Source organism: Blautia hansenii DSM 20583, from assembly GCF_002222595.2.
GTDB lineage: Bacteria > Bacillota > Clostridia > Lachnospirales > Lachnospiraceae > Blautia > Blautia hansenii.
The window spans coordinates 1,515,053-1,538,817 of sequence record NZ_CP022413.2 but is presented as its reverse complement, the minus strand read 5'-3'; the positions used below and the strand labels follow the sequence as shown (position 1 = coordinate 1,538,817).

The window sequence follows — 23,765 nt, the reverse complement described above, 5'->3', positions numbered from 1 at the left end:
AATCACATTGAGGTGGCGGATATGCGATATAAAAAAATTGTATTGAGTATTATAGCAAGTGTGCTTTGTTTAGGGCTATTGAATGGCTGTGGGCATGAAAATGAGATTTCAATAAAAATTGAAACCTATTTACAAGAAGAATATGGTGAAGAATTTGAAGTATTGTCTTGGAATCAACCAAAACTTTTACCATCAGACAATGGTGCAATCTATGCAACTTGTATTTCAAAAAATGACCCAAAGCATCCATTTGAGGGTAGCTATTTTAATCCCGAAGAACCAAACTCAGAAATAGAAATTATTTATGATGGTTATGGGCAACGCCTTTTGGCAAAACAAATGGAGTCTATGATAGAAGAAGCCATTTCGCAGGCAGCTGAGAACTATTATATTCAAGGTGATATTATTATACCTGAAGAATGGCAAGACATCCCAGTGGAGGAAATTTCACAATGGAAAAATTATGTTGATCTATGTAATCAAAGTAATTCAGATTATAAAACTTTAGGTTCAGCTTGGGTCTATATTGATGCTTCTACAATGAAAGGAAAAACTGATGAAGAAGAATATCAAATGTATGAAGAAGTCTATCGTGATAAATTAGGTGGTCAGGCATTGCTTTATGTTTATTATTTAGACCATAAGAGTTTTGAAAAAGCAGAAAAAATATTAGAAATTTTCACATCTGGTGATGAGGGTAGTAATTTTGAAGATATTATCGAAGGTCAGCCATACTTTGGAACAATCATGCGATATGGTTCAGATAAATTTGATGATAACTTAGAGATATTCAAGGCCGCAAAGCAGGGAAAAGAACAAGAAAAATATCAGTAAGTAAAGCAAGTTTTAATTGATGTGGGTATAAAGGAGTGGTTTAAAATGATTAAAAGAATATGGACATTTAAAAGAATTATATTAGCAATAATTATATTTATGTGTACTATAATTGTTGCAATCTCATTGCAAAAAAGTATTATGGGAACAGATAAATTACAAAGAGATTTTGGAGTCGCACTTCTTTTCATTGTTGTGCTTGTTTGTTTACTTTACTTTTTATATAAACTATTAATACCAAAAAGTTTTAGGTGTATGACAGTAGTAAAAAAATATTTATCTTTTAGAGAATTGAAAGATCGAATTAATAATGAATCGTTTTCAAAAGTCGTTATTGACGAGAAGAAATCTGGAAAGATTGAAATATATTATTCCTCTAAATGGATTTATGCTGATGAGGTTTATATACCAAGAAAATTAGTTTTGGATTTGATAGCAGAACGCAAATCTTTATATTCATCATTTGAAAAATTATCAATAGCAACAAAAAATGGAGAAAATATTGTATTTGCCATAATTGATATTGAAGAAGCAGAAAAAATCATAAAATCTTTGCAAGGAATTTTCGAAGAGTTTACATTGGATTTTAATAATATGAGAAAAATTCAAAATAGAATTTTAAGAAAAGAAATAAAGCAAGAATTTTATAAACGGGTTATAAATAAAGAAGACTTTTTGAAAGAAAGCGGTTTGTAGAGCGTGTTAAAGTAGGAGTTTCATAGTTTGTAACAATGCTTTATAGATAAATCGGAATTTTGTGGAGAGGAACAAGTTTGAGGTAAGAGGTAATATTCTATGAAAATATGGTACAAAGGAGTTTTATGCAATACCGACACATATCGTTATATGGGAGAAGATAAACCTGCGTTATATTATATTTATAGTCCAGACCAAGAAACAATGCTTAAAGCAGGATTTGTGGAAGATCATCCCTGCTTATGAGTCAAAGTATTAGCCGATGAGGAATATAATGAAATTATTACTATTTTGAATCAAATGATGGACTGATTGGATAACTTTCAGTTTGTAAAATTGAAAAATATGAATTTGAAGGGATGTGTTTCAAGTGACAAAGGAAGAACGACAAAAATATAAGGAACTAACAAAAGTGTTGCCTAAAATATTAAAAGATAAAATTAAAAAATATAAGTTTAAGAAAAAAGACTTTATGATTTGGTATAAGAAAAAAGAATTATTTTTCGATTTGCTTATTGATGTGAAAGTAAAGTCAGATGATAAGTGTTATTGTACTGCCGTAGAAACAATCAAACCATTGTGGTTAGATGATTTGTTATGGGATTTATTGAAAATGGAAACCAACAAAGAAACACCTTTAAGTTTGAGAACTATTGGTGCATTTACAGTTAGCGGAGCTGAATTGTTTAAAAATGAAACAGAATTAAAAGAATGGACAATCAGTGAATTAGAAGAAATCATAGATAATTATTTAGAACATTTTTATAAAACTGTTCAATCATCTTCAATCTGTGATTTTTACAATAATTTAGAAAATTCTATATACCATGTCGAATTAAGAAAAGCATTATCATTTATTTATGATCATAAATATCAAGATGCATTAGATTATTTATTAGATAAAGGCGATGGTGTTTTTAAAAATGGTGATATATCTATAAATAGTGCTATGAGAGAATACTGTAAAAACCAACTTTCTCATTGATAACTAGAGATATCTATACTCCTGTAACAGATGGATGGAGTTCACTTGATTGTGTGATGCAGGAATCAACTGAGAAAATAGACTTCTTAAAATTGTTACAACGCATTTTATTTGATGCCATAATTTGCAGAATTCGGAAAATTAAAACATCCCATTTTTAGCCTTGTTATAACGGTAATAATTTTTTCTATTACTGTTATAACAAGGATTCCAGGGGTTCGGGGATGGAAGATCCCCGTATTATTTCTGCACTATTTATTTTTCTGAAAATGGCATATTATAATGTGCTGATCAACAATATATGACAAAACAGGTCTTTCCGAAAGAGGAAGATTATTTTTTAAAGCAAATGGGGAAAGAACTGCATTGTAGTCAAGGATTTGCAATGCGGATGATTCTACAATGGCATTAGATTATGAAATCTCGAAGGAGTGCAGAATTTTATGTGGGAAATTTATTTACAGCAGATAAGAGAAGAGAAAGAACTATATGATGAGGAAATAAATTCCGGTGCATCCGAGAAAGAAATTTATGAATTGGTAACAACTGCAAAAGAGAAATGGAACATGGAAATTCCGCAACAATATCTGGATGTTCTTTCAAGGATAAACGGAATAGAATTTAATGGATTTATTTTATATGGTGTAGATCAGTATTTATTAGAGCATGAAATGAAGCAGCTTGTTTATGGACTATTGGAATTCAATCACATATGGTATGAAAATGAAAAGCAGAGAGAATACTTATTTTTAGGCGAAAGTAATATTAGCTGGTATGTCTACCAATATAAAAATCAATGTTATATGGAATTGGATCAGCCGTCTGGAAGAGAAATCCATCGATTCCGTAATTTTTACGAAATGTTTGATAAGGTTTTGGATGAGGCGATTAAGGGATAAGGAAGGGAATGCTTGATTATGCAACTAAAAAAATTAGAATGGCAACGATTATATCCAGTAAAAAAACTTTTATTTCTTGGGGCGTGGTTATTTTGTGTTTTTATATTTGTAGCGGCGATTATTTTGCTTGTTCGTGATGGAAATCGTGAAAACTTATGGCTTGGGATACTATGTGGAATAGCTGCCTTTGTGATGAGTTGCCCAATGATAAAATATATAAGAATTTCATATCATTGTATGCCATACTTTAATCGGATTTTTACAAAATGTGAACTAGAAGAGCTTGTGAAAAATGAAAAATTTTATCCTATTGAAAATACAATGGATAAAAAAGTGTTAGGATTACTAAAATCAGGAACACATTGGCTTTATGCAGGAGACAGGCTTATAGCAAAAGATCTGGCTATATTCGGATGGGCAGAAGGAAGCTCAAGCCTGAATGGAAGAGCAGTAACACCTGTGTTTTTTATTTATATGACAGGAGAGGTAATAAAGATAGATTTAGGTTTCAAAATACATATTAAAGAAATCGAAAATTATAATCAGTATCTTTGGGAAAAGTTTCAAATAATACCAAGAATTATAGTGGGAGAGCAAAGGGAACATATTATCAATGCTTTTGCACGCCAGTTTCAAGAGCTGAAAGAAAATCTGGGATTAAATGAAAAAGAGCTGGTGCAAACCATCCTGCAGAATCCAGAAAAATATCGGAATATGTATATGGAACGATTGCCTGATCACATAAAGAAGTGGTGTGAGACAAATCAGACATGGAGTTGGTTCTCTAGCAAATAAATCATTTAAAGGGAAGATAAAATATGAATATAAAAGAAGCAATAAAAATTATAAAGGACGAGAAATTACAAGGTTATAATATGAATGAAGAAAGGTATAATAGAGAAAATGAAGTTGTGTTAAGGTGTGAGAATGATAAGTGGATTGTTTATGCAACAGATGAAAGAGCTAGTAAGGTTACAAATTCACAAGATATTTATTTTGATGAGGAAGAAGCATTAGATAATTTTATTGATAGATTAAGAGCTCTTAATAGATTAAGGGGCTATAAAGTTAAGACTGTTACCAGTATTTAAAATTTAGGGAACTGATAGTATCACTGAGCAGGGAAGCCATAAAAGGTATTCCTACTTTTCTTATAGCGAAAAGAAACAGTCAGATAAAAGCTGATTGTTCTTGTCTAATAAGGATAGAAAACACAGTTGGAGTATGGTAGAATAAGGATAACAAATTTGAACTTGGAGGTTACTTATGAACTATGATATGAATTTGATTAAATACCGCAAAAGTGGGTTTTTCAGAATTGCAGCAGCTATTCTGATGATCTGTTTTACACTATTTGGGCTTACCGCTTGCGCCGATACTACTGACAGCAAAGATAATAATGATGATAATGCACTGATACAAGGAACATGGGAAATAGATACCGGCTCTGGTGCTGGTTATAAATTCGTTGACGATAAGTTTATGTGGTTAAAATTCATCGAGAATGTTAACGATAACTACTGGTACGGAGATGTTGAGTATTATAACGGTGCTGAAGCAATGGATATAGCAGGACTAACAGAGGAGGAACTTAAGAGCAGCCTGCCAGGTCTTAAACCCGAAAACATTTTTGTAACAAAATTAGATCCCGAAAAAATCATTACCGATGGTGAGGATAAAACTGCTACCAATATGAACGACCAAACCTTATGGACTCGCTTATGGCTTATTGAAGAAAATGAGGACAATGTTGTTGCGGTAGTGATTGATTTAGAAACTTTTAGTATGGAGAACTACACTAAAGTTGAGTAAAAAACAGAAATTAGAAGTTAATGAGATTATTTTTTTAAAATTTAATTGATAATTCTCAGTTTATTGGAAGAGAAAAATGGTATGACAAAATTTGTAATACTCAAAAATATAATAATTGGAGAAACAAAAAATGGGTTTATTCGGACTGTTTGGAAGAAAAAAAGAAGTTGAACTAGATAAAGTAAAAGATGATAATAAAGAAAAGTTCTTAAGAGAACCTGGTGATAATAATACAGAAGGAATCTTACAGTTTGAAAATTTAAATTTTAAACTTGCAGTAATTCAAGTTTTGATGTATGACTTGAATTTATTAAAGCCTTGTTTTGATATTTATGATTTTGCTGATGAGCATAAAGAACTAGAGATAAATACAGATAGCTATACTGTAATTGAACCGGCGCTTAATTTTTTTAGACAATTGTCTATCCCAAGGGAATTTGCACATTATGTAGAAAAAATCGACATGGATGGTGGCAATGAAGTGTATATGAATATAATTCCACAATGGGATGGAGAAGATGAATGCTTTGATTTAAACAATATAACTTCCTCAGAAATAAGACAATTTCCAAATCTTAAGGAAGCAACAATAATGAGCAGTAATTTTGATAAAGTAAAAGAAATTTTTGTTGCTGAAAATATTGATGTAGAATTGCTTTAAATTAGTTCTTCTATCCAACTTTCGGTTTGCAGAACTCAATAAGTAAATAAGAACACTACCCGTTAAAAAAGTCTCCCGATCTGTAAAAGACCGAGGAGACTTCTTTTATAATTGAAATTCTTTGGTATGTGTAGTTTGGATTGGAGGATTCCATCCAAGTATCATATCCACGTTACGACATACAGTATGTAGTTCTTTCTGGTAATCCCGGTAATAGTCGTATTGTTTCTGGAGAGTATCTTTTTGAGTTAGAAGTTTTTCCTTCTGTTCTCTCAGTTGCTTCATCGTGGGAAGGGGCTGCGTTCCGTTTTTCTCTTTTAGTGATGTTACAGCCTTTTCATAAAATGTAAGTTCGGCAGAATGTTCCTGACGGAATTTCTGCTTATTTTTGCTTTTACGAAATTGTGCATAGACAGATTTATTTGCAAGATACTGTCCGGTGTAGTGGAGTTGTTGATTGAGGTTCTTTAATTCCGATTCCACAGTTTTTAATTGAATATTCCGGATGGTTTTACATCAGCTGTCCGGTGATATGGAAATCACTTTTTAGATCCGTTTTTGTGCATACCGAATCATAATTTCTGTTGAGACATTGGTAAAGACTGCTACGCACCGCAGATGCGGCAAGGTCTTGACCAATATCCAAACAGAAATGGATAAGTCATCAAGCACAAAATAGGCGATTTCCGAGTACCGGAACTCTGATTTCCAAATTTCCGGAAGTGTGATTTCATCGCACAAGAATATTCATTTAATTGTTTTCTAGAATTAGAGGTTCGTTCTTTTACAGAAGAAAATTTATCTTCCAGAATTTCTCTGGTATCATATTCATGTTCCTGCACATAGGCAATGGTCTTTGCCATTTCCTGAAGATTGGTGAGTTTGACCTTTCGGGCATAGGCTTGGCTTTGTTGTGCTTTTACACAGTTTTGTAAGTCAATGACCAGTCGCAGATTAGATTTAATGAATAAGATGTCCATAGGATCAGAGGAAATATCAGGATGAATATTTGGAGTTCTGTGGTTGGATTCAAATTGCTGTTGCAGATAGTCTTTCTCATACTTTGTTCCTAAAGCACGTCCGGTAATATTCTTTTCTCGTTCCGGGTGCAGATAGCTGAAACGTCCACGATGTTCCGTTACAACGATCTGATATTTTTCATAAAGCTGTTTTTTAAAATCTTCCACATCTTTTGCTGTATGGGAAATTTCTGTAATAGCGTCTCGCAGGTATTGTTTCTGTGTCTGAAATGTGGTTTTGCGAGGTGTTAGTCCATCTGCAAGAATTTGTTCATTCAATTTATCTAATTTTTCTTGTCCGTACCGGGAGGCATAATATTCCCGATTTTTGATTTTATTTTCAGAAGGTGAGAGTAAATCCACCTGAGGGAGATTTTCTCGGTGGCAGGTATCCATGAGAGATTTTTGCAAGTGCCTTAGATAGTTATTTGTTAAATGGTGTTTGTATCCAGCAAGACAATCACTGTTTCGTTCCATATAGCCCTCTTTCGGAATATCGTATTTTCTTAGACTATTGATTACGATATGCACATGGATATTGCCGCTTTCATTGTGACCATCCGTATGAGTACAGACAAGAGCCTGATGTCCGGGGAAATTTTTACGGGCATATTCTAGTCCCAGTTCCTGTGCTTTTTCTCCGGTTAATCCACATTCGTCACGATCAGCAGGATCAAAGCTGATGATATAATGATGGGATTTGATTTCATCATAGGTTTGGTTTTTGTGATATTGATCGTTAAGACGTTCGCATTCCTTATCAAATAACATTGGTTCGCAGTTCAATCCATCCAGATAATATTCCTCTCGTAATATCATTTGCCCATGTTCATTTAAAATCGGTTTCTTTGTTCGCTCATCATGTTGGAATAGGAGATAATCCAAAGATTCTCCGTAATTGGCATTTTTACTTACGATATGTTTCAACACTGCCATGAAAGTCACCTGCCATTCTTGTCACGTCTTTTCTTAAATTCCAAAGTTCAGAGATACAGGATTGAATTTCATCCTGCATGGTTTTAGATCGGACGCCGCCTGTATGAAAATAGCGGGCAATCTGGTTTAAGTTACTTCCGATTTTTCCAAACTCAGCGGTCAGTTTTTGTAATTCAGGGATATCAGCAACTACTTCATAGCGAATCGCTATTTTTCCTTCCAACACCATTTTGCGGATGTATTCGGATAAGGTAACTCCAGTTTCTTCAGCCGCATCTGTTATTAACCCATATTCCATATCTGTAAAACGGACTGTGATACGATACGGACGGGAGATTGTTTTTTTCGGTCTTGCCATAGGAAGCCTCCTTTCTTCTTCGTGCGTATGCACATCGTCAATACCTCGGTATTGCGCTGCGAACACAACTTTTTGTGAGAGCCAACCTGCAAGTTTTAAGTGCAGATTTTATATCGAGGGAATGGGGAGCGAAATCCCCATCAAGAAATGCCAAGTCTGCAAAAACCCGGAAACGGGTTATTGTCGGACATAGGCGAATCTTGCTCTGAAATGTTTTTCCCCTTCAATAACCCTGTTTGGGGGAGGTTAAGAAACAAGCAGAAAAAAGAAAATCTTTTCGATGCTTGTTTTTTTCATGTGCCGGGATTGGGTTTATGTAAGGATGAACCTTGACAAAAGAAGAACGGTTTTTAGAATGAGACAAGTTTCTGGACGCATAGAATCTCAAATAGGAAGGGGGTTATGCTTTTGGATGGGAAAACTTTGCAGGAATTGAAGCGTGTAAATATAAAAGAAGTAAATCCAGATGAGCTTGTGGATATTAGTGAAATTGAGATTGATACGAAACAGTCAGTACAAAAACGAGTGAAAGAGTATGTAGAGCAGGTACATAATCCCTATCTTGTCCGGGTGGGGGAGTATGTTGTGAAGATTGGGTATTCCGACTGTGAAGAGACATTGAATGATCGGATGAAACAGTATATTTCAAAAATTGCAGAAACAAAATACTAAAAATTTCAACAGACTCTTTACAGTAGCAGGATGTTATGGTAACTTAGATGCAGGACAAAACAGCGAAATCCTGAAAATTACTATAAGAAGTAACCTCGTAGGACAGGTTCAACTGACTGAAATAAAAAATAGTAAAAATCAGGAGGAAGCAGAATGCAGAAAAAAATAATGTATCATGCTGCGATTTATCTCCGTTTATCGAGAGATGATGAAGATATTGATGGCAGCGCAAAACGAGAGAGCGATAGTATTTCATCCCAACGTGAGCTGGCACGTTCCTTTGTAAGAGAACAGCCGGATATGGAGTTATTCGATATTTATATTGATGACGGATATTCGGGAGCCAACTTTGACCGACCAGATTTTAAAAGAATGATGGCGGACATTGAAAATGGAAATGTAAATTGTGTCGTTGTAAAAGATTTATCCAGATTTGGACGAGATTATATTGAAGCCGGGCGGTTCATTCAAAAGACCTTCCCGGCTTTTTCTGTGCGTTTCATTGCGATCACAGATCATTACGATAGTTTGACTGCGGATCAGAGTACCACATCTCTTGTGATTCCGGTTAAAAACTTTGTGAATGATTCCTACTGTCAGGATATTTCAGAAAAGGTAAAATCACATCAGAGAGTAAAACGGGAGAAAGGAAAATTTATCGGTGCATTTGCAGTCTATGGATATCAGAAAGACCATGAAGATAAAAATAAGCTGGTCATAGATGAATATGCGGCAAAGATTGTAAAAAATATTTTCACATGGAAACTGGATGGTATGAGCAATCTTGCCATTGCAAACCGACTGAATGAGAATGGAATTTTCTCTCCATTGGAATATAAGAAATCTTACGGAGAGCATTATTCCACAGGTTTTCAAGCCGGAATTGTATCAAAATGGTCTGCGGTGGCGGTAAAGCGTATTTTAACCAATGAAATTTACACCGGAATGATGGTACAGGGAAAACGGGAGAAAGTCAATTATAAGGTAGATAAGATTTTAGAAAAGCCGGAGTCAGAGTGGTTTAAGGTGGAAGGCACACATGAGGCAATCATTTCCAAAGAGGATTACCAAAATGTACAGCGGCTTTTAAAAGTCGATACCAGAGCCGGGAAGGGAAAAGAAAAAGCGCACATGTTTTCGGGACTTCTGTTTTGCGGAGACTGTAAAGAACCTATGGTACGCCGAATAAACAGATATAAGGGGACGGAAAAAATATATTATATCTGTTCTACGAGAAATCGGAGTGAGGGATGCAGCAGGCATAGTATTCCGGAAACAGACTTAAAAAGAGTTGTGTTTCAGATTATCCGGTCACAGGTTACACTTCTGATGGACGTAAACCGACAGATGCAGTATCTCCAGACAAAGGAAATGAACTTTGAGGATGTGGTCGGATTTGATAAAGAGATTACTCGATTAAGGAATGAGCAGGAAAAATATCTGGAGCTGCGGGCGGGACTTTATGAAGATTTGAAAACGGGAATCATCACACAGACAGACTTTAAGAATTTTAGCAAAATCTATGAAAAGCAGTATATAGAAACAGAGAAGGCATTGACAAGACAGGAGGATATGTTAAAGAAACTGTTTTACAATGGAGTGCAGTCCGGTGTGAAGCTGGAACGCTTGAAAGAAACGATGCAGATTGCCACATTAGACAGGGATACCCTATTAGCCTTTGTAGACAGGATAGAAGTATATGAGGAGAAAAAGGTATCGGTACAGTTTTGTTATCAGGAAGAAATGGAAAAGATGCTAGTGTTGTCGGAGTTTCTTTCTTCACAATCAGAAGTAGTGAAGGAGGTGATCTAAATGGCAAGAACATCCAAACGTAAGGTTCGGTTAGAAAGCCAATCACTGCAAGAAAATGTATCGGTGAAAACATACATGGCAGGTATTTATGCAAGATTATCTGTGGATAATCATGACGGGAAAGAAATCTCCATTGAAACGCAGATTGAGATGGCAAAAGAATATTTGAAATCCCATACAGAGATTACACTGTATGATTGCTATTCAGATTTGGGAGCTACCGGGACAAATTTTCAGCGGAGTGATTTTGAACGGTTGATGCAAGATGTGAGAGATGGATTGATAAACTGTATCATTGTAAAAGATTTTTCCCGGTTTGGAAGAAATTATATTGAGACAGGAAATTTTGTAGAGAAGATTTTTCCATTTTTAGGTGTTCGTTTTATTGCCATTACAGATCAGTATGACAGCATCAAACAGGCGGACTGCAACGAAGCGCTTTCCATGCATTTGAAAAATATTGCCAATGAACTGTATGCAAGGGACATTGCAGAAAAGGTCACAGCAAGTAAACAGGCAAAGATGAAACAGGGAGAATATCTGGGGAGTATTCCGCCGTATGGTTTTCAAATCGAAAAGATAGACGGAAAACGGACTTTAGTGTCGGAACCTGTGACCAGTGAGATTGTCAGGGAGATCTTTAACCGGTATGCTTCTGGGGAGACATTTGTATCTCTTGTAAAATGGCTGTATAGACAAAAGATTCATCGCCCAAGTGATTATAAAAAATACAAAACGGTTTATCAGCAGGAGGGGCAGCAGTTAAGACAGTGGGAAAGAGAATCTATCCGGTTTCTATTAACCAACGATGCCTACATAGGGAATCTTGTGCAATCCGGAAAGCACATGAAAGAACAGATTACAGCGGAACACACACATGAACCTTTGGTTTCGGAAGAAGTATTTTATCGGGTATGGGAAAGGATAGAAGGAAATATTAAAATACAAAACCGCAGACCACTTAGAAAGGATACGATGGAAGATATTTTCCGTGGGGTTTTGTATTGCGGTGAGTGCGGGCATAAGTTAAGCCGTATGGTGACGGAGAGAAAGGCTTCTTATAAAGAAGTAAAAACATTTGTATTTTATAGCTGTCCGAATAGCAAACGGATTGATGAAGAAAAATGTGAAAACGAACAGATTACATTTCTTCAGATTCAGAAAGTGATCCTTCATCTGCTGAAAAAAGAGTTTCTTTTAAGCAGTACACAGATGAAAAAACTGATGGAATTTAATAAAGAGGCAGGAGAAAAACGAAAAGAACAGATACAGAAAGCACAGGATGAACTGCAAAAATCGGTGGATGGTGCTGACAGGAAGATCAGTTCCTATTATCTGGAGTATCGAAACGGGAGCATTTCACAGGCACAATTTCTGGAAACAAAGAAGAAACTGGAAGAAAAAAAGGAACAGGATCGGCAGGCATTACGTGATTTACATACAGAGTATTCTTCCATTGACAGAATGGTAGATAAGCAGAATCAATTTCTCCGTACTATTTTGAAATACAAAAGCTGTGCCGAACTAAATGCGGAATTGGTGCAAAACCTGATAGAGAAAATTTATGTGTATCGTGGAAAACGGGTAGAAATCATTTGGAAGTGGAATGATGAGTTTGCGAAGGTGATGGGAGGAACTGACGATGAAAAATAGACTGAAGATAGCAATGTATCTGCGATTGTCCAAGGAAGATGACTGGAATGCACAGGAGAGTAACAGTATTTCTTATCAGCGTTTGTTGTTAAGAGGATATATTGAGCGAAATTTTGAAAATTATGAGATTTTAGAATTTGTGGATGATGGTTACAGCGGAACCAGTATGGACAGACCTGCAATGCAGGAATTATTAGCCGCTGCCCGGCAGAAAAAAGTAGATTGTATTATCGTAAAAGATTTTTCACGTTTTGCCAGAGACTATGTAGAAACAGGTTTCTATGTAGAGCAGATTTTTCCATTTTTAGGAATCCGTTTTATCTCTGTGAATGACCATTATGATAGTGAAGCTGTCACTAAAAAAACGATTGGGATGAATCTGGCATTTAAAACGCTGGTCAATGATCTCTATTCTAAGGATTTATCGGTAAAGGTAACTTCTTCCCTACATTCTAAAAAAGAACGGGGGATTTACTGCAGCGGGAACTGTCCTTTTGGATATCGCAAAAAAGCAGAGGACAGAAATCAAGTGGAGATTGTAGAAGAGGAGGCGGCAGTTGTCCGGGAAATTTTTCGACTGACATTAGAAGGATATACTTCTGTGGATATTGCAAAGAAGTTTCATAAAGAAAAGGTAAAAACACCTGTGGAATATCTGATAGAGAGAGGAGCAACACACCGGAAGCCAGTTGGCAAGGAATTTTCATGGCAGCATACAACAATCTGCACGATACTGAAAAATCATTTTTATGCAGGAGATATGGTATATGGAAAATATAAGAAGGATAAGGTTGGAGGGAAAAATCACTTAAAGCCAAGAAGTGAATGGAAGATTACTTATAATCATCATGAACCGATCATCGAACGGGAAGTATTTGATGCAGTACAGCAGACGAGGGGGATATCGAAACCTTATCAGCCACAAAAAGCACATATTCTGATAGGAAAGGTTGTATGCGGGGAGTGTGGTAAGGCTTTGCGCTATCGTAAAGCAAAAAATCCTTATTTTTATTGTAATGAACGTTATACGACAGGTGATGAGAATTGTGTGAGCCAAGTCAATGTATTCTTTTTGGAACAGGTTCTTTTAGCTGCTTTGCAAAAGGAAATCCGCAGACAGATGGAATTGGAAGAAGTGTGGAGTCAGTATCAGGAAGTACAAAAAGAGAAGTATCATGTGAAGAGGGATAAGTTGCAAAAATCTCAACAAGCCTTAGATGCTGTGGGAAAAGAACAGATCACACTTTATGAGAGATATGGAAAGCGGGAAATCCAAAGGGAAGAATACATAGAGTTCAGAGAGGAATTGCAGAAAAAGGAAGATTTTATAAAAAGTGAAATCCAAGAGCAGGAGATGCGATTGGCAGAGGTGGAGACAGAGTTTCATGCAGAACTGCCGGATGCTCATATCATTTGGAAAGAATGTAAGATCAATGAACTAAATCAAGAGGTGGTGGATACTTTTATAAAGAAGATAAATGTATGGGATGAACAGCATATGGAGATTATCTGGAACTTTAGTGATGGAAAAGAATAGCTATGGGATAGCAGGGGGAAATGATAGGGAATAAAGTATGATGAAAAGCAAGTCTGAAAACGGCTTGCTTTTTTCTTTACAATGATGTTGGGTGATGTATAATTATAAATAAAGTGAGAAATATGAATTTGTAAAAGTGAGAACTAAATAAAAATTATTAGGGAGAATTTATGAAGTGGCAAGTAGACATGAAAGTAAAGGATTATATTCGTAATTGGAGCGATCAAGAAATTCATACAGAATATAAAGGAGTTACTGCAAATATAAAAATAAAAGATAATAACTGTAAATTAGAACTTGAAGGGGAAGAGAATGTCAAAATTGTATTCCAACTTCTTTGGGAATTGCTGTTTCTTTATGATGGATATTTTTATGAACCAATATCATATGAAATTGATGGGGTTAAAATGGAATGTAAAGAGCTTATTACATTACCATTTTATAAAACAGACAAAATGTGGTATTGTTCAGAATTATTAGGGAGAGCACAAAGAGACCTGTCATCAGAAGTGTTAGAAAAATATGATAAATTTCGTAACACGGGCATTTCAGATAAAAAAATGACAAAATCAGTTGTGAATGCTTTTTACTATTTGAATTCAGAAAATTATGGAAAGATAAATGTAAATCATAGACTATCTTTATTATTGAATATTGCAGATGGTTTCATAATAAACACTTATAAAGAGACAAATAATGTAAAAGGTAGTTATGATATATTTTTTAAGAAAATAGTAAATAGTCAGAAGTTACAACAAGGAATTTCTTTGCTTGGAATAGATGGAGAAAAATATAAGGGGTTATTATCTCAAGAAAGACATACATTTTATCATTATATATATTCAAAAAATAGTTTGGCTGCGTTAATTCATGACTCCGAAGATAAAATTACAGATTATGCAAATTGGTATTTTGTATATGTACTTGAACTTGTAATTAGAGTAAACTTTTTAAAAGTGTCTGGTGTTGTGTTAAATCAGGAAGCTGTGGATTACGCATTAGAGTCGATAAATGATTGGATTATATATGAAAATAATCTTGACAAAGACTGTATAACACATCGTTATCAGATGGCTCAAGAATTGAAACGAATGGGAATTACTATGAAATAGATATTTAGGTTATTAAATTTTATTCAAAAAATGAAATGAGGTATGCAAGATGGCAAACAATAGAGATGATTTTTCCTTGGCTACGAAGGAGTTGCTTGCAAATCGAGTAGGCAGAAGATGTAGCAATCCGAAATGTCAAAAACTAACTTGTGCTGCAAATACTGATCCAGATAAAATTACAAATATTGGTGTAGCTGCCATATTTGTGCCGCAGCAAAGGGTGGTCCAAGATATGATGAAAGTATGACACCAGAAGAACGAAAGTCTTCTGAGAATGGAATATGGCTATGCCAGTCTTGCTCAAAGTTAATAGATACAGATACCACTCGTTATTCAAAAGCAGTTCTTTTAGAGTGGAAAAAGGCTGCAGAATTATCAGCACTTTCAGAGATTGAAAAGATTTCGCCAATACAATCTATGGAAGAGGATAAAGCGATTATCAAATTCTTTGTTCAATGTTTTGATCGTCCAGCTTTTCAAGATGACATTTATCAGGAAGGTCGAATGGAGGATTTTGATAAAGCCATCGAAGATACTCTTATCGCATTGAATACAGGGGTTATGCGTACCAGAGATGGTGAGAAACTAAAACAAGCGGAAGGAAAATCGGCGATTCAAAATCCAATATGGCGTAAAAAACTCGATACAATTGCAGATATGCTTAATGATATCCGTAGACGATTAAAGGTGGCTGAAGCAGAGCATACATATACAAAATATGGTTCAGGACAGGATGTTTTTTATTGTTTTTCAGATAGAGAACTCGGTGAGTGGTTTAATCTTACAAGAGAAGAAATATTGAAAATCTTATCTTCTATTTGTAGGGAGGCTGGATTGCGTGAATTACATTTTCCTTGCAGAAGGTATAAATGGTAAAAGAGAAGGAGAGGGGTATAGTCATCATAGGCTATATCCCTCAAAATCATTTCTCTACTAACGTTTTATAAACTCTACTTGATTTGTTTGCATCTATTTATCAAAGCCTTTTGCGGATTTATAGCATTTATTTAACACCCAGCCGTTATTTTGAAGAAAAAGTGCTGAAATACCTGATAAAATCGTAAAAAAAGCGAAAGAAAATTGCCTGCAACTACTTGACACAAGAGGGAGCATTTCCCCATATAGATTTTGACAACCGAATTTGGAGCTTTCAGGACTTTGTAAACGGTCGTACAAAGCCTTATGATGACAATGGTCACGGAACTCATGTATTGGGAATTATCGGCGGAAGCGGTGCGGCAGGAAAGGGTAAAATTCAAGGGATTGCGCCAAAATGCGGGCTTATTCCCATTAAAGTGCTGGATAAAAAGGGAAATGGCAGCAAGGAAAAGGTATTACGGGCATTTCAATGGATTTTAGAAAACAAAGATTGTTACAATATCCGTATTGTAAATATTTCTGTTGGTACTACCAGACGAGAAGGACATGAGGATTTAATTCGTGCAGTAGAAGATGTCTGGGACGCAGGGCTTGTGGTAGTAGCGGCGGCAGGAAATATGGGTCCCGGAAGATGCAGCATTACAGCGCCCGGAAGCAGCAGAAAAATTATTACCGTAGGTTCTTCGGATATGCTGATGAAAAACCATGGAATTTCAGGAAGAGGTCCTACAAAAGAATGTATCAGTAAGCCGGATATTGTAGCCCCCGGAAGCGAAATCATGTCTTGTACCAACTCCGACAGTTTATTTCCCTATATTGCAAGAAGCGGCACATCTATGTCTACCCCTATTGTGTCAGGAGGCATTGCTCTTTTATTGGAAAAATATCCTCAAATGACGAATTTAGAAGTGAAAAAAAAGCTTTGGAAAACCGCCAAAGACTTGGGCTACGAGCATAATCTTCAAGGTTGGGGATTGTTTGATTTGCATAAATTTTTGCAATAACTCTTGACAAATATCTGTTTTGTCTATTAAAATGTACGAAACAGTTTAATAAAACGCAGTGATAATTTAAGAAAGTAAGAGGTAGAAGATATGGGAAAAATACAAATGGCAACACCTTTAGTAGAGATGGACGGAGATGAAATGACAAGAATTTTATGGGGGTGGATAAAAGAGGAACTGCTTTCTCCTTTTCTTGACTTAAATACAGAATATTATGATTTAGGATTAAAATATCGAGACGAAACAAATGACAAAGTGACTTTGGCTGCCGCTGAAGCAATCAAAAAATATAAAGTAGGGGTAAAATGCGCTACCATTACACCGAATGCAGCCAGAGTCGAAGAATACCATTTAAAAGAAATGTATAAAAGCCCTAACGCCACTATTCGTTCCTGTTTAGACGGTACGGTTTTCCGCACGCCTATTCTGGTAAAAGGCATTGAGCCCTGCGTAAAAAGCTGGAAAAAGCCCATTACCATAGCAAGACATGCCTATGGTGATGTATATAAAAATGCCGAAATGAAAATTCCGGGAGCAGGAAGAGTAGAGTTGGTCTATACAAATGAAAAAGGAGAAGAAACAAGAGAATTAGTACAGGAATTTCAGGAGTCCGGTATTGTACAAGGGATACATAATCTGACGTCTTCCATTGAAAGCTTTGCAAAATCCTGTTTTTCTTATGCACTGGATTGTCATGAGGATTTATGGTTTTCTTCTAAAGACACCATTTCTAAAAAATATGACCATACCTTCAAAGATATTTTTCAGGAAATTTATGAAGCAGAATATAAAGAAAAATTCGAGAAAGAAAATCTAACCTATTTTTATACCTTAATTGACGATGCAGTAGCCCGCATTATGAAAGCAGAAGGCGGTTTTATTTGGGCATGTAAAAATTATGACGGAGATGTGATGAGCGATATGGTTTCCTCCGCTTTTGGCTCACTTGCCATGATGACTTCTGTTTTAGTATCTCCAAAGGGATACTTTGAATATGAGGCAGCCCACGGCACAGTACAGCGTCATTACTATCAATATTTGGAAGGAAAACAGACCTCCACCAATCCGGTAGCAACTATTTTTGCATGGAGCGGCGCTTTAAGAAAAAGAGGAGAGCTGGACGGCAATGCAGAATTAGAACAATTTGCAGATAAGCTGGAGCAAGCTGTTTTAAAAGTCATTGAGTCTGGAAAAATGACAAAGGATTTGGCTGCAATTACCACAGACACTTCTGTAACCGTATTAAACAGTTTAGATTTTATAAAAGAAATCAGAAAAGAATTAGAAGTTATTTAACATTTACAAGAAATAATATATTAAAACAAAAATCTAGAAGATTTCTATATTTTTAGCAAATTTGTCTGGCACACTTTGAGATTACAAGCTCAAAGTGTGCGCAGACTGAGCGCAACATGTAGAAATCCTCTGGATTAGCTAAATTATTCTGCCAGCTCTTCCCACTTTTCATAAAGCTCTTCCAGCTTTTGGGCAATTTCGGCTTTTTCTTTGGAAAGACGAACACACTCCGCTACATTGGTAGCAACTTCCGGTTTTGCCATTTCCTCATCAATTTCACTGTCTCTTGTTTCCAGTTCTTCAATCATGGCTTCTGTTTTCTTTAAATCATTTTCTTTTTTGCGAAGACGTGCCTGTTCTTCCTTTTGCTGTTTCCAGTCTAATTTCACCGCAGAAGTCTTTGTTTCAACAGCTTCCTCTTGAATATCCGGTGCATAAATCTGTGTTAATTCTTCTTTTTTCTCTAAATAATAATCATAATTTCCAATGTAATTTACCAGCTTTTGATTAGTTAAATCTAAAATTCTGGTAGCTGTTTTATTGATAAAGTAGCGGTCATGAGAGACGTATAAAACAGTTCCCTCATAATTGCTTAAAGCTTCTTCCAAAATTTCTTTTGAGGTAATATCCAGATGGTTGGTAGGCTCATCCAAGATTAAGAAATTGGCTTCTGAAAGCATCAGCTTTGCCAAAGAAACACGCCCTTTTTCTCCGCCGCTTAAAGCCTGAATAGGCTTAAATACATCATCTCCCGTAAACAAAAAGGCTGCCAGCAGATTGCGGATTTCCGTATTGGTCAGTTTCGGGAAATCATCGGAAATTTCTTCAAAAATGGTCTTTTCATTGTGCAAAACATGGTGTTCCTGGTCATAATAACCGATATGAACCTTGCTTCCCAAATGAAAACATCCGGTATCTGGTGGCACAATTTCATTTAAAATTTTTAAAATCGTAGTTTTTCCTGTACCGTTATTTCCAATAATGGCAACACGCTCGCCTCTTTTCACAGAAAAGTTCAAATCTTCAAAAAGTGTGAGAGGAGGGAAGGATTTTCCAAGCCCTTCTACGGTTAAAACATCATTTCCGCTGGTAATTCTGGGCTTTAATGTAATCTTCATAGAGCTGTCGATTTCCACCGGTTTTTCCAGAACTTCCATTTTATCCAGCATTTTTTCTCTACTTTCTGCTCTGCGGATGGACTTCTCTCTATTAAAGGATTTCAGCTTTGCAATAACCTCTTCCTGATGTTTGATTTCCTGCTGCTGATTTAGGTATGCCTGATAAGCTGCTTTACGAAGAAGGGATTTCTTTTCACTGTAAGCGCTGTAATTTCCTGTAAAAACAGATACCTTTCCATTATCAATTTCTACAATTTTCGTAGCCACTTTGTCCAGAAAATATCGGTCATGAGAGACGATAAAAACAGCCCCGGGATAGTTCAAAAGATAAGTTTCCAGCCATGCAATGGAGTCCATATCCAAATGGTTGGTAGGCTCATCCAACAGAATAATATCCGGTTTGGAGAGAAGGAGGCGGCCAAGGGCTACCCTTGTTTTCTGTCCTCCGGAAAGCGTGGAAACCTGTTTCTGAAAGTCTTCTTCCTGAAATCCCAACCCTTTTAAAACACCGGTCAGCTCACTTTTGTAGGCATATCCGTTTTCCATTTCGAATTCATGTGTGAGACGGGAGTAACTGTCCATAAGCTTTGTCAGGGCTTCTCCTGTGGTATGCTTCATTTCCGCTTCCATTTCACGCATGCGGATTTCCATATCCAGAATATGCTGTTTTACCTGCAACAGGCAGTCATAAATGGTAAGCTCATTTTCCATTTCCTGATGCTGCGCCAGATATCCCAAGGTCTTTCCTTTTGCCAGAATAACCTGTCCGTTGTCAGGGGAAAGTTCTCCTACAATAATACGAAAAAGTGTAGATTTTCCCGCACCGTTAATGCCCACAAGAGCAGCCTTTTCTCTTTCTTCTATATGGAAACTGGCGTCCTGTAAAATGGTGACGCCGTCAAAAGATTTTTCTATATTTTGACACGCTAATATCATGTAAATATCTCCTTTGTAAATATAGTATCTTCATTTATTATAGCGGAAAAAATATATTTGACAACAGATAAATGAATTATGATTGACTTTAATTTAACAATTTTATATAATAATTTCAAGAAATGTGTATTTTGAATACAGGAGGGTTCGCCGTGGAGGAAAAAAGCATTTCAAAAGCAGTAATTAAACGACTGCCTCGATATTACAGATATTTAGGTGAACTCATAGAGGAGGGAATAGAAAGGATTTCATCCAATGAGTTAAGTGCAAAGATGCGTGTAACAGCTTCTCAAATCCGTCAGGACTTAAATAATTTCGGGGGCTTTGGGCAGCAGGGATACGGATACAATGTGCCATATCTGTACGAGGAAATCGGAAAAATTCTGGGGTTGGATAAAACCCATCACATGATTATCATAGGAGCGGGAAATCTGGGACAGGCTCTTGCCAATTATGTAAAATTCGAAAAGAGAGGCTTTAAAATTGTGGGCGTTTTCGATATCAATCCAGTTTTAAAAGGAATTTCCATCAGGGGAAATGGAATTCGTATGATGAGCGAGCTGCCGGAATTTTTACAAAAAGAAGACGTACAGATTGCAGCGCTGACAGTACCAAAAAGCAGCGCCGCAGAAATTGCAGAGCTTTTGGTGCAAAATGGTATTAAAGCCATTTGGAATTTTGCCCATTTGGACTTAAATGTGCCAAAAGATGTAATTGTAGAAAACGTTCATCTTTCCGAAAGCCTGATGCGTTTATCCTACAATTTGACTGTTGCGGAGCAGAAAGAAGAAAAATAAAGGGGAAGGCTGTTGTGAAAGAAATTTTACAGCAGCTTTTTTCCGTTATCGTTAGGAGGATGACATGGAGAGAATTGTAACAGGTGATCAGATGCAGCTTTTAGATAAATACACCATAGAAGAAATGGGTGTTCCTTCTTTAGTGCTTATGGAAAGAGCCGGACTTTCTGTTTTTGAAGCAATAAAAAAAGAGGGGTTTTCTCTTAATAAAATTTTGATTTTATGCGGAAGCGGAAATAATGGGGCGGATGGTGTGGTACTGGCACGACTGCTTCATCTTGCAGGTTATTGCACAGATGTCTGTATTTTAGGAAAGCCGGAGAAATTTACAAAAGAAATGCAGAAACAGATAGATATTGGAAAAAATTATGGAATTTCCTTTGTCAAGAGTTTTCATATTTCTGAATATACTGTTATTGTAGATGCTGTTTTCGGTGTGGGACTTTCCAGAGAAATCACGGGAAATTTAAAAGAAATTATACTGGAATTACATAAATTTCAAGGAAAAATCGTTGCTGTGGATATTCCTTCGGGAATTTGCAGCAGAACAGGAAAAATATTGGGCTGTGCGGTAAAAGCGGACTTAACCGTCACATTTGCTTATGGAAAAACAGGGCTTTTTCTTTATCCCGGCGCAGAATATGCAGGAAAGGTTGTCATTGCCGATATCGGTATTTATGCCAAACCGGAAATACTTCCAAAGCCCGAAATTTTTACTTATACAAAAGGGGACTTAAAAGAAATCCGAAGAAAGAGGGATGGAAATAAAGGCAGTTTTGGGAAAATCCTTTTAATTGCAGGAAGCAAGGATATTTTCGGCGCAGCCTATTTAAGCGGAATGGCAGCTATGAAAACCGGAGCAGGTATGCTAAAAATCTGTACGCATAAAGAAAATAAGGTTCTTTTTTCCTGTTTTCCCGAAGCCATGCTCTTGTGTTACGAGGATGACGAGAACATTACAAAAGAATTGTCAGAAGGTTTTCAATGGGCAGATGTCATTGGAATTGGACCGGGTATTGGTCTTGGCAAACAGGCAGAAAGTTTGCTGGATACGGTGCTTTCCCAAGGAACAAAACCCCTTGTTATTGACGCAGATGCCATAGGAATGTTAAAAGGACGCACAGAACAGTTAAAAAACTATCCAAATGAAGTGATTTTAACACCACATTTAGGAGAATTTTCCCGTCTTACCGATATTTCTATAAAAAAATGGAAAGAAAATCCCATAAAAATCACACAGGAAATTGCAAAAACCCTTTCTGTTGTGTTAGTATGTAAGGATGCCAGAACAGTTATCAGTAATGGAGACAAAAACATTTACTTGAATTTATCCGGAAATGACGGTATGGCAAGCGCAGGCAGCGGCGATGTTCTGACAGGTATGATTTTAAGTCTTTTGGCTCAGGGAAAAGATGGGTTAAAGGCAGCCTGTCTGGGTGTTTATCTTCACGGAGCTGCCGGAGATTTGGCAGCAAAAAGAAAAGGCCGTGCAGCTATGCTGGCAGGAGATTTAATAGATGCAGCAGGGCAAATTCTGGATGAAGTTTAAAAAGGGAGAGATGAGAAAGGCATGAGAATACAAAGCAGAATTCAGGCGCACATTAATCTGGATGCAATCGATTATAACCTGAAAAACATGTATGATTATATGGGAAAGAACACACAGATTATCGCAGTGTTAAAGGCAGACGGTTATGGACACGGAGCAGTCCCCATCGCAAAGGAAATTGAGGCTTATTCTTATATATGGGGGATTGCGGTTGCCACTGTGGAGGAAGGCAGAGAGCTTCGAAAAGCCGGAATAAAAAAGCCGATTTTAATTTTAGGCTATACCTACGAAGAAGATTATGACCGAATTGTAAAAGAAGATTTTCAACCTACGGTCTTTAAGCTTTCCATGGCAGAACAGCTTTCAAAAGCAGCCGTAAAAGCCAATAAAACTTTAAAAATACATATAAAATTAGATACAGGCATGACACGTATCGGCTATCGCCACATAGAAGACGCAATACCGGAAATCGTGGAAATTTCAAAGCTTCCAAATATCGAACTGGAAGGGATTTTCACGCACTTTGCAAGAGCAGATGAGACCGACCTTGCACCGGCATATCAACAGCTGGAAAAATATCAGGAATTTTTAGACGCTTTAAAGAGACAGGGAATTTCCATACCTGTAAAGCATTGCTCTAACAGCGCAGCCATTATTCGGATGCAGGATGCCTATTTCGATGCAGTACGTGCAGGAATTATTCTCTACGGCATGTATCCTTCCAATGAAGTGGAAAAAGATAAAATTCTTCTGAAACCGGCAATGGAATTGAAAAGCCATATTGCATACATAAAAGAAGTGGAACCGGGAGTAGAAATCAGCTACGGCGGAACCTTCACAACTGAAAAAGTAACCAGAGTTGCCACCATACCCGTGGGCTATGCAGACGGTTATTCCAGAGGCCTTTCCAATAAAGGCAGTGTCTTAATTCGTGGAAAAAGAGCAAAAATCCTCGGAAAAGTATGTATGGACCAATTTATGGTAGATGTAACGGAAATTCCGGAAGCAAAGGAGTTAGATGAAGTAACCCTTCTTGGAAAAGACGGTACAGACTGCATTACCATGGAAGAATTAGGCGAGTTGTCAGGCAGATTTAATTATGAGTTCGCCTGCTGTATCAGTAAAAGAGTTCCAAGAGTATATTATAAAAACGGACAAGTAAAAGAATAAAAAAAGACTGCGGATAATACATGAATACAC

Annotated in this window: 24 protein-coding genes; 20 read left to right on the top strand and 4 right to left on the bottom strand. The window is 36.4% G+C overall.

Translation table 11 applies throughout. The features are described 5' to 3' along the window. Nucleotides 1-21 precede the first annotated feature (21 nt). From CGC63_RS07645 to CGC63_RS07605, 8 genes are all read left to right on the top strand, one after another. Nucleotides 22-834 carry a DUF5037 domain-containing protein gene (locus tag CGC63_RS07645; RefSeq protein ID WP_004221639.1) on the top strand — a complete coding sequence of 271 codons (813 nt, stop codon included), beginning with the start codon at nt 22-24 and terminating at the stop codon, nt 832-834. Nucleotides 835-879: 45 nt separating this feature from the next. Further along, nucleotides 880-1,530 carry a hypothetical protein gene (locus CGC63_RS07640; RefSeq protein ID WP_039959494.1) on the top strand — a complete coding sequence of 217 codons (651 nt, stop codon included), beginning with the start codon at nt 880-882 and terminating at the stop codon, nt 1,528-1,530. 370 nt (nt 1,531-1,900) lie between these two features. Then, nucleotides 1,901-2,515: a hypothetical protein gene (locus CGC63_RS07630; protein WP_226971810.1), complete on the top strand. Its 615-nt coding sequence runs from the start codon at nt 1,901-1,903 to the stop codon at nt 2,513-2,515. A gap of 443 nt (nt 2,516-2,958) precedes the next feature. Next, nucleotides 2,959-3,414 (top strand): YrhA family protein, encoded by a 456-nt coding sequence (locus CGC63_RS07625; protein ID WP_004221650.1) that lies wholly within the window; start codon nt 2,959-2,961, stop codon nt 3,412-3,414. Between the two features lie 18 nt (nt 3,415-3,432). Next, complete coding sequence (locus tag CGC63_RS07620) at nt 3,433-4,209, top strand: hypothetical protein (RefSeq protein ID WP_004221651.1); 777 nt, start codon at nt 3,433-3,435, stop codon at nt 4,207-4,209. Nucleotides 4,210-4,232: 23 nt separating this feature from the next. Then, complete coding sequence (locus CGC63_RS07615; protein WP_004221655.1) at nt 4,233-4,505, top strand: Imm59 family immunity protein; 273 nt, start codon at nt 4,233-4,235, stop codon at nt 4,503-4,505. A gap of 175 nt (nt 4,506-4,680) precedes the next feature. Then, nucleotides 4,681-5,226 (top strand): hypothetical protein, encoded by a 546-nt coding sequence (locus CGC63_RS07610; protein ID WP_004221658.1) that lies wholly within the window; start codon nt 4,681-4,683, stop codon nt 5,224-5,226. Nucleotides 5,227-5,356: 130 nt separating this feature from the next. Then, the gene (locus CGC63_RS07605) at nt 5,357-5,887 is read left to right on the top strand and encodes a DUF6892 domain-containing protein (protein WP_004221660.1); all 531 of its coding nucleotides are present in this window, start codon (nt 5,357-5,359) and stop codon (nt 5,885-5,887) included. 105 nt (nt 5,888-5,992) lie between these two features. Here the strand turns inward: CGC63_RS07605 and CGC63_RS07600 are convergent, their stop codons facing one another. The 3 genes from CGC63_RS07600 to CGC63_RS07585 form a co-directional block, all read right to left on the bottom strand. After that, entirely contained in the window at nt 5,993-6,370 is a 378-nt protein-coding gene (locus CGC63_RS07600) for a hypothetical protein (protein ID WP_004221663.1), read from the bottom strand. A gap of 122 nt (nt 6,371-6,492) precedes the next feature. Next, nucleotides 6,493-7,842, bottom strand: a complete 1,350-nt coding sequence (locus CGC63_RS07590; RefSeq protein ID WP_004221666.1) for a relaxase/mobilization nuclease domain-containing protein — start codon at nt 7,840-7,842, stop codon at nt 6,493-6,495. Continuing rightward, a complete protein-coding gene (locus tag CGC63_RS07585; RefSeq protein WP_039959488.1) occupies nt 7,814-8,200 on the bottom strand; it encodes a DUF6290 family protein in 387 nt (128 codons plus the stop codon). The genes CGC63_RS07590 and CGC63_RS07585 overlap by 29 nt, the downstream gene beginning before the upstream one ends. A 402-nt stretch (nt 8,201-8,602) precedes the next feature. Between CGC63_RS07585 and CGC63_RS07575 the strand changes: the two genes are divergently transcribed. The 9 genes from CGC63_RS07575 to CGC63_RS07530 all read left to right on the top strand — a co-directional run bounded on the left by CGC63_RS07575 (nt 8,603) and on the right by CGC63_RS07530 (nt 18,165). Further along, the gene (locus CGC63_RS07575; RefSeq protein WP_004221676.1) at nt 8,603-8,872 is read left to right on the top strand and encodes a DUF6870 family protein; all 270 of its coding nucleotides are present in this window, start codon (nt 8,603-8,605) and stop codon (nt 8,870-8,872) included. Between the two features lie 153 nt (nt 8,873-9,025). Then, nucleotides 9,026-10,684 (top strand): recombinase family protein, encoded by a 1,659-nt coding sequence (locus CGC63_RS07565; RefSeq protein WP_004221681.1) that lies wholly within the window; start codon nt 9,026-9,028, stop codon nt 10,682-10,684. Continuing rightward, complete coding sequence (locus tag CGC63_RS07560) at nt 10,685-12,337, top strand: recombinase family protein (protein ID WP_004221684.1); 1,653 nt, start codon at nt 10,685-10,687, stop codon at nt 12,335-12,337. After that, on the top strand, nt 12,327-13,874 hold the full coding sequence (locus CGC63_RS07555; RefSeq protein WP_004221691.1) for a recombinase family protein: 1,548 nt from the start codon (nt 12,327-12,329) through the stop codon (nt 13,872-13,874). Before CGC63_RS07560 ends, CGC63_RS07555 begins: the two co-directional genes overlap by 11 nt. A 170-nt stretch (nt 13,875-14,044) precedes the next feature. Beyond that, nucleotides 14,045-14,986 (top strand): hypothetical protein, encoded by a 942-nt coding sequence (locus CGC63_RS07550; RefSeq protein WP_004221692.1) that lies wholly within the window; start codon nt 14,045-14,047, stop codon nt 14,984-14,986. A 49-nt stretch (nt 14,987-15,035) separates the two neighbouring features. Further along, nucleotides 15,036-15,233: a hypothetical protein gene (locus CGC63_RS07545; RefSeq protein ID WP_004221693.1), complete on the top strand. Its 198-nt coding sequence runs from the start codon at nt 15,036-15,038 to the stop codon at nt 15,231-15,233. Continuing rightward, complete coding sequence (locus CGC63_RS07540; protein ID WP_004221696.1) at nt 15,230-15,862, top strand: hypothetical protein; 633 nt, start codon at nt 15,230-15,232, stop codon at nt 15,860-15,862. Before CGC63_RS07545 ends, CGC63_RS07540 begins: the two co-directional genes overlap by 4 nt. A gap of 218 nt (nt 15,863-16,080) precedes the next feature. Beyond that, nucleotides 16,081-16,869: a S8 family peptidase gene (locus tag CGC63_RS07535; RefSeq protein WP_004221701.1), complete on the top strand. Its 789-nt coding sequence runs from the start codon at nt 16,081-16,083 to the stop codon at nt 16,867-16,869. 90 nt (nt 16,870-16,959) lie between these two features. Next, entirely contained in the window at nt 16,960-18,165 is a 1,206-nt protein-coding gene (locus CGC63_RS07530) for an NADP-dependent isocitrate dehydrogenase (RefSeq protein ID WP_004221703.1), read from the top strand. Between the two features lie 143 nt (nt 18,166-18,308). Here CGC63_RS07530 and CGC63_RS07525 read toward each other — a convergent pair whose 3' ends face one another. Beyond that, the gene (locus CGC63_RS07525; RefSeq protein WP_004221705.1) at nt 18,309-20,219 is read right to left on the bottom strand and encodes an ABC-F family ATP-binding cassette domain-containing protein; all 1,911 of its coding nucleotides are present in this window, start codon (nt 20,217-20,219) and stop codon (nt 18,309-18,311) included. Nucleotides 20,220-20,371: 152 nt separating this feature from the next. Between CGC63_RS07525 and CGC63_RS07520 the strand changes: the two genes are divergently transcribed. The 3 genes from CGC63_RS07520 to alr all read left to right on the top strand — a co-directional run bounded on the left by CGC63_RS07520 (nt 20,372) and on the right by alr (nt 23,735). After that, nucleotides 20,372-21,016, top strand: coding sequence for a redox-sensing transcriptional repressor Rex (locus CGC63_RS07520; protein ID WP_009247398.1), 645 nt, complete (start codon nt 20,372-20,374; stop codon nt 21,014-21,016). Between the two features lie 64 nt (nt 21,017-21,080). Beyond that, nucleotides 21,081-22,565, top strand: coding sequence for a bifunctional ADP-dependent NAD(P)H-hydrate dehydratase/NAD(P)H-hydrate epimerase (locus CGC63_RS07515; protein ID WP_004221708.1), 1,485 nt, complete (start codon nt 21,081-21,083; stop codon nt 22,563-22,565). Between the two features lie 21 nt (nt 22,566-22,586). Continuing rightward, on the top strand, nt 22,587-23,735 hold the full coding sequence (gene alr, locus CGC63_RS07510; protein WP_004221711.1) for an alanine racemase: 1,149 nt from the start codon (nt 22,587-22,589) through the stop codon (nt 23,733-23,735). Nucleotides 23,736-23,765 lie beyond the last annotated feature (30 nt).

What these genes read in the sequence shown, in the direction of transcription:
- CGC63_RS07640 (WP_039959494.1), top strand. Translation starts at nt 880, where the DNA reads ATGATTAAAAGAATATGGACATTTAAAAGAATTATATTAGCAATAATT.
- CGC63_RS07575 (WP_004221676.1), top strand. Translation starts at nt 8,603, where the DNA reads ATGCTTTTGGATGGGAAAACTTTGCAGGAATTGAAGCGTGTAAATATA.
- CGC63_RS07540 (WP_004221696.1), top strand. Translation starts at nt 15,230, where the DNA reads ATGACACCAGAAGAACGAAAGTCTTCTGAGAATGGAATATGGCTATGC.
- CGC63_RS07530 (WP_004221703.1), top strand. Translation starts at nt 16,960, where the DNA reads ATGGGAAAAATACAAATGGCAACACCTTTAGTAGAGATGGACGGAGAT.
- CGC63_RS07550 (WP_004221692.1), top strand. Translation starts at nt 14,045, where the DNA reads ATGAAGTGGCAAGTAGACATGAAAGTAAAGGATTATATTCGTAATTGG.
- CGC63_RS07515 (WP_004221708.1), top strand. Translation starts at nt 21,081, where the DNA reads ATGGAGAGAATTGTAACAGGTGATCAGATGCAGCTTTTAGATAAATAC.
- CGC63_RS07590 (WP_004221666.1), bottom strand. Translation starts at nt 7,842, where the DNA reads ATGGCAGTGTTGAAACATATCGTAAGTAAAAATGCCAATTACGGAGAA.
- CGC63_RS07620 (WP_004221651.1), top strand. Translation starts at nt 3,433, where the DNA reads ATGCAACTAAAAAAATTAGAATGGCAACGATTATATCCAGTAAAAAAA.
- CGC63_RS07560 (WP_004221684.1), top strand. Translation starts at nt 10,685, where the DNA reads ATGGCAAGAACATCCAAACGTAAGGTTCGGTTAGAAAGCCAATCACTG.
- CGC63_RS07625 (WP_004221650.1), top strand. Translation starts at nt 2,959, where the DNA reads ATGTGGGAAATTTATTTACAGCAGATAAGAGAAGAGAAAGAACTATAT.
- CGC63_RS07615 (WP_004221655.1), top strand. Translation starts at nt 4,233, where the DNA reads ATGAATATAAAAGAAGCAATAAAAATTATAAAGGACGAGAAATTACAA.
- CGC63_RS07525 (WP_004221705.1), bottom strand. Translation starts at nt 20,219, where the DNA reads ATGATATTAGCGTGTCAAAATATAGAAAAATCTTTTGACGGCGTCACC.
- CGC63_RS07555 (WP_004221691.1), top strand. Translation starts at nt 12,327, where the DNA reads ATGAAAAATAGACTGAAGATAGCAATGTATCTGCGATTGTCCAAGGAA.
- CGC63_RS07545 (WP_004221693.1), top strand. Translation starts at nt 15,036, where the DNA reads ATGGCAAACAATAGAGATGATTTTTCCTTGGCTACGAAGGAGTTGCTT.
- alr (WP_004221711.1), top strand. Translation starts at nt 22,587, where the DNA reads ATGAGAATACAAAGCAGAATTCAGGCGCACATTAATCTGGATGCAATC.
- CGC63_RS07610 (WP_004221658.1), top strand. Translation starts at nt 4,681, where the DNA reads ATGAACTATGATATGAATTTGATTAAATACCGCAAAAGTGGGTTTTTC.
- CGC63_RS07605 (WP_004221660.1), top strand. Translation starts at nt 5,357, where the DNA reads ATGGGTTTATTCGGACTGTTTGGAAGAAAAAAAGAAGTTGAACTAGAT.
- CGC63_RS07585 (WP_039959488.1), bottom strand. Translation starts at nt 8,200, where the DNA reads ATGGCAAGACCGAAAAAAACAATCTCCCGTCCGTATCGTATCACAGTC.
- CGC63_RS07565 (WP_004221681.1), top strand. Translation starts at nt 9,026, where the DNA reads ATGCAGAAAAAAATAATGTATCATGCTGCGATTTATCTCCGTTTATCG.
- CGC63_RS07645 (WP_004221639.1), top strand. Translation starts at nt 22, where the DNA reads ATGCGATATAAAAAAATTGTATTGAGTATTATAGCAAGTGTGCTTTGT.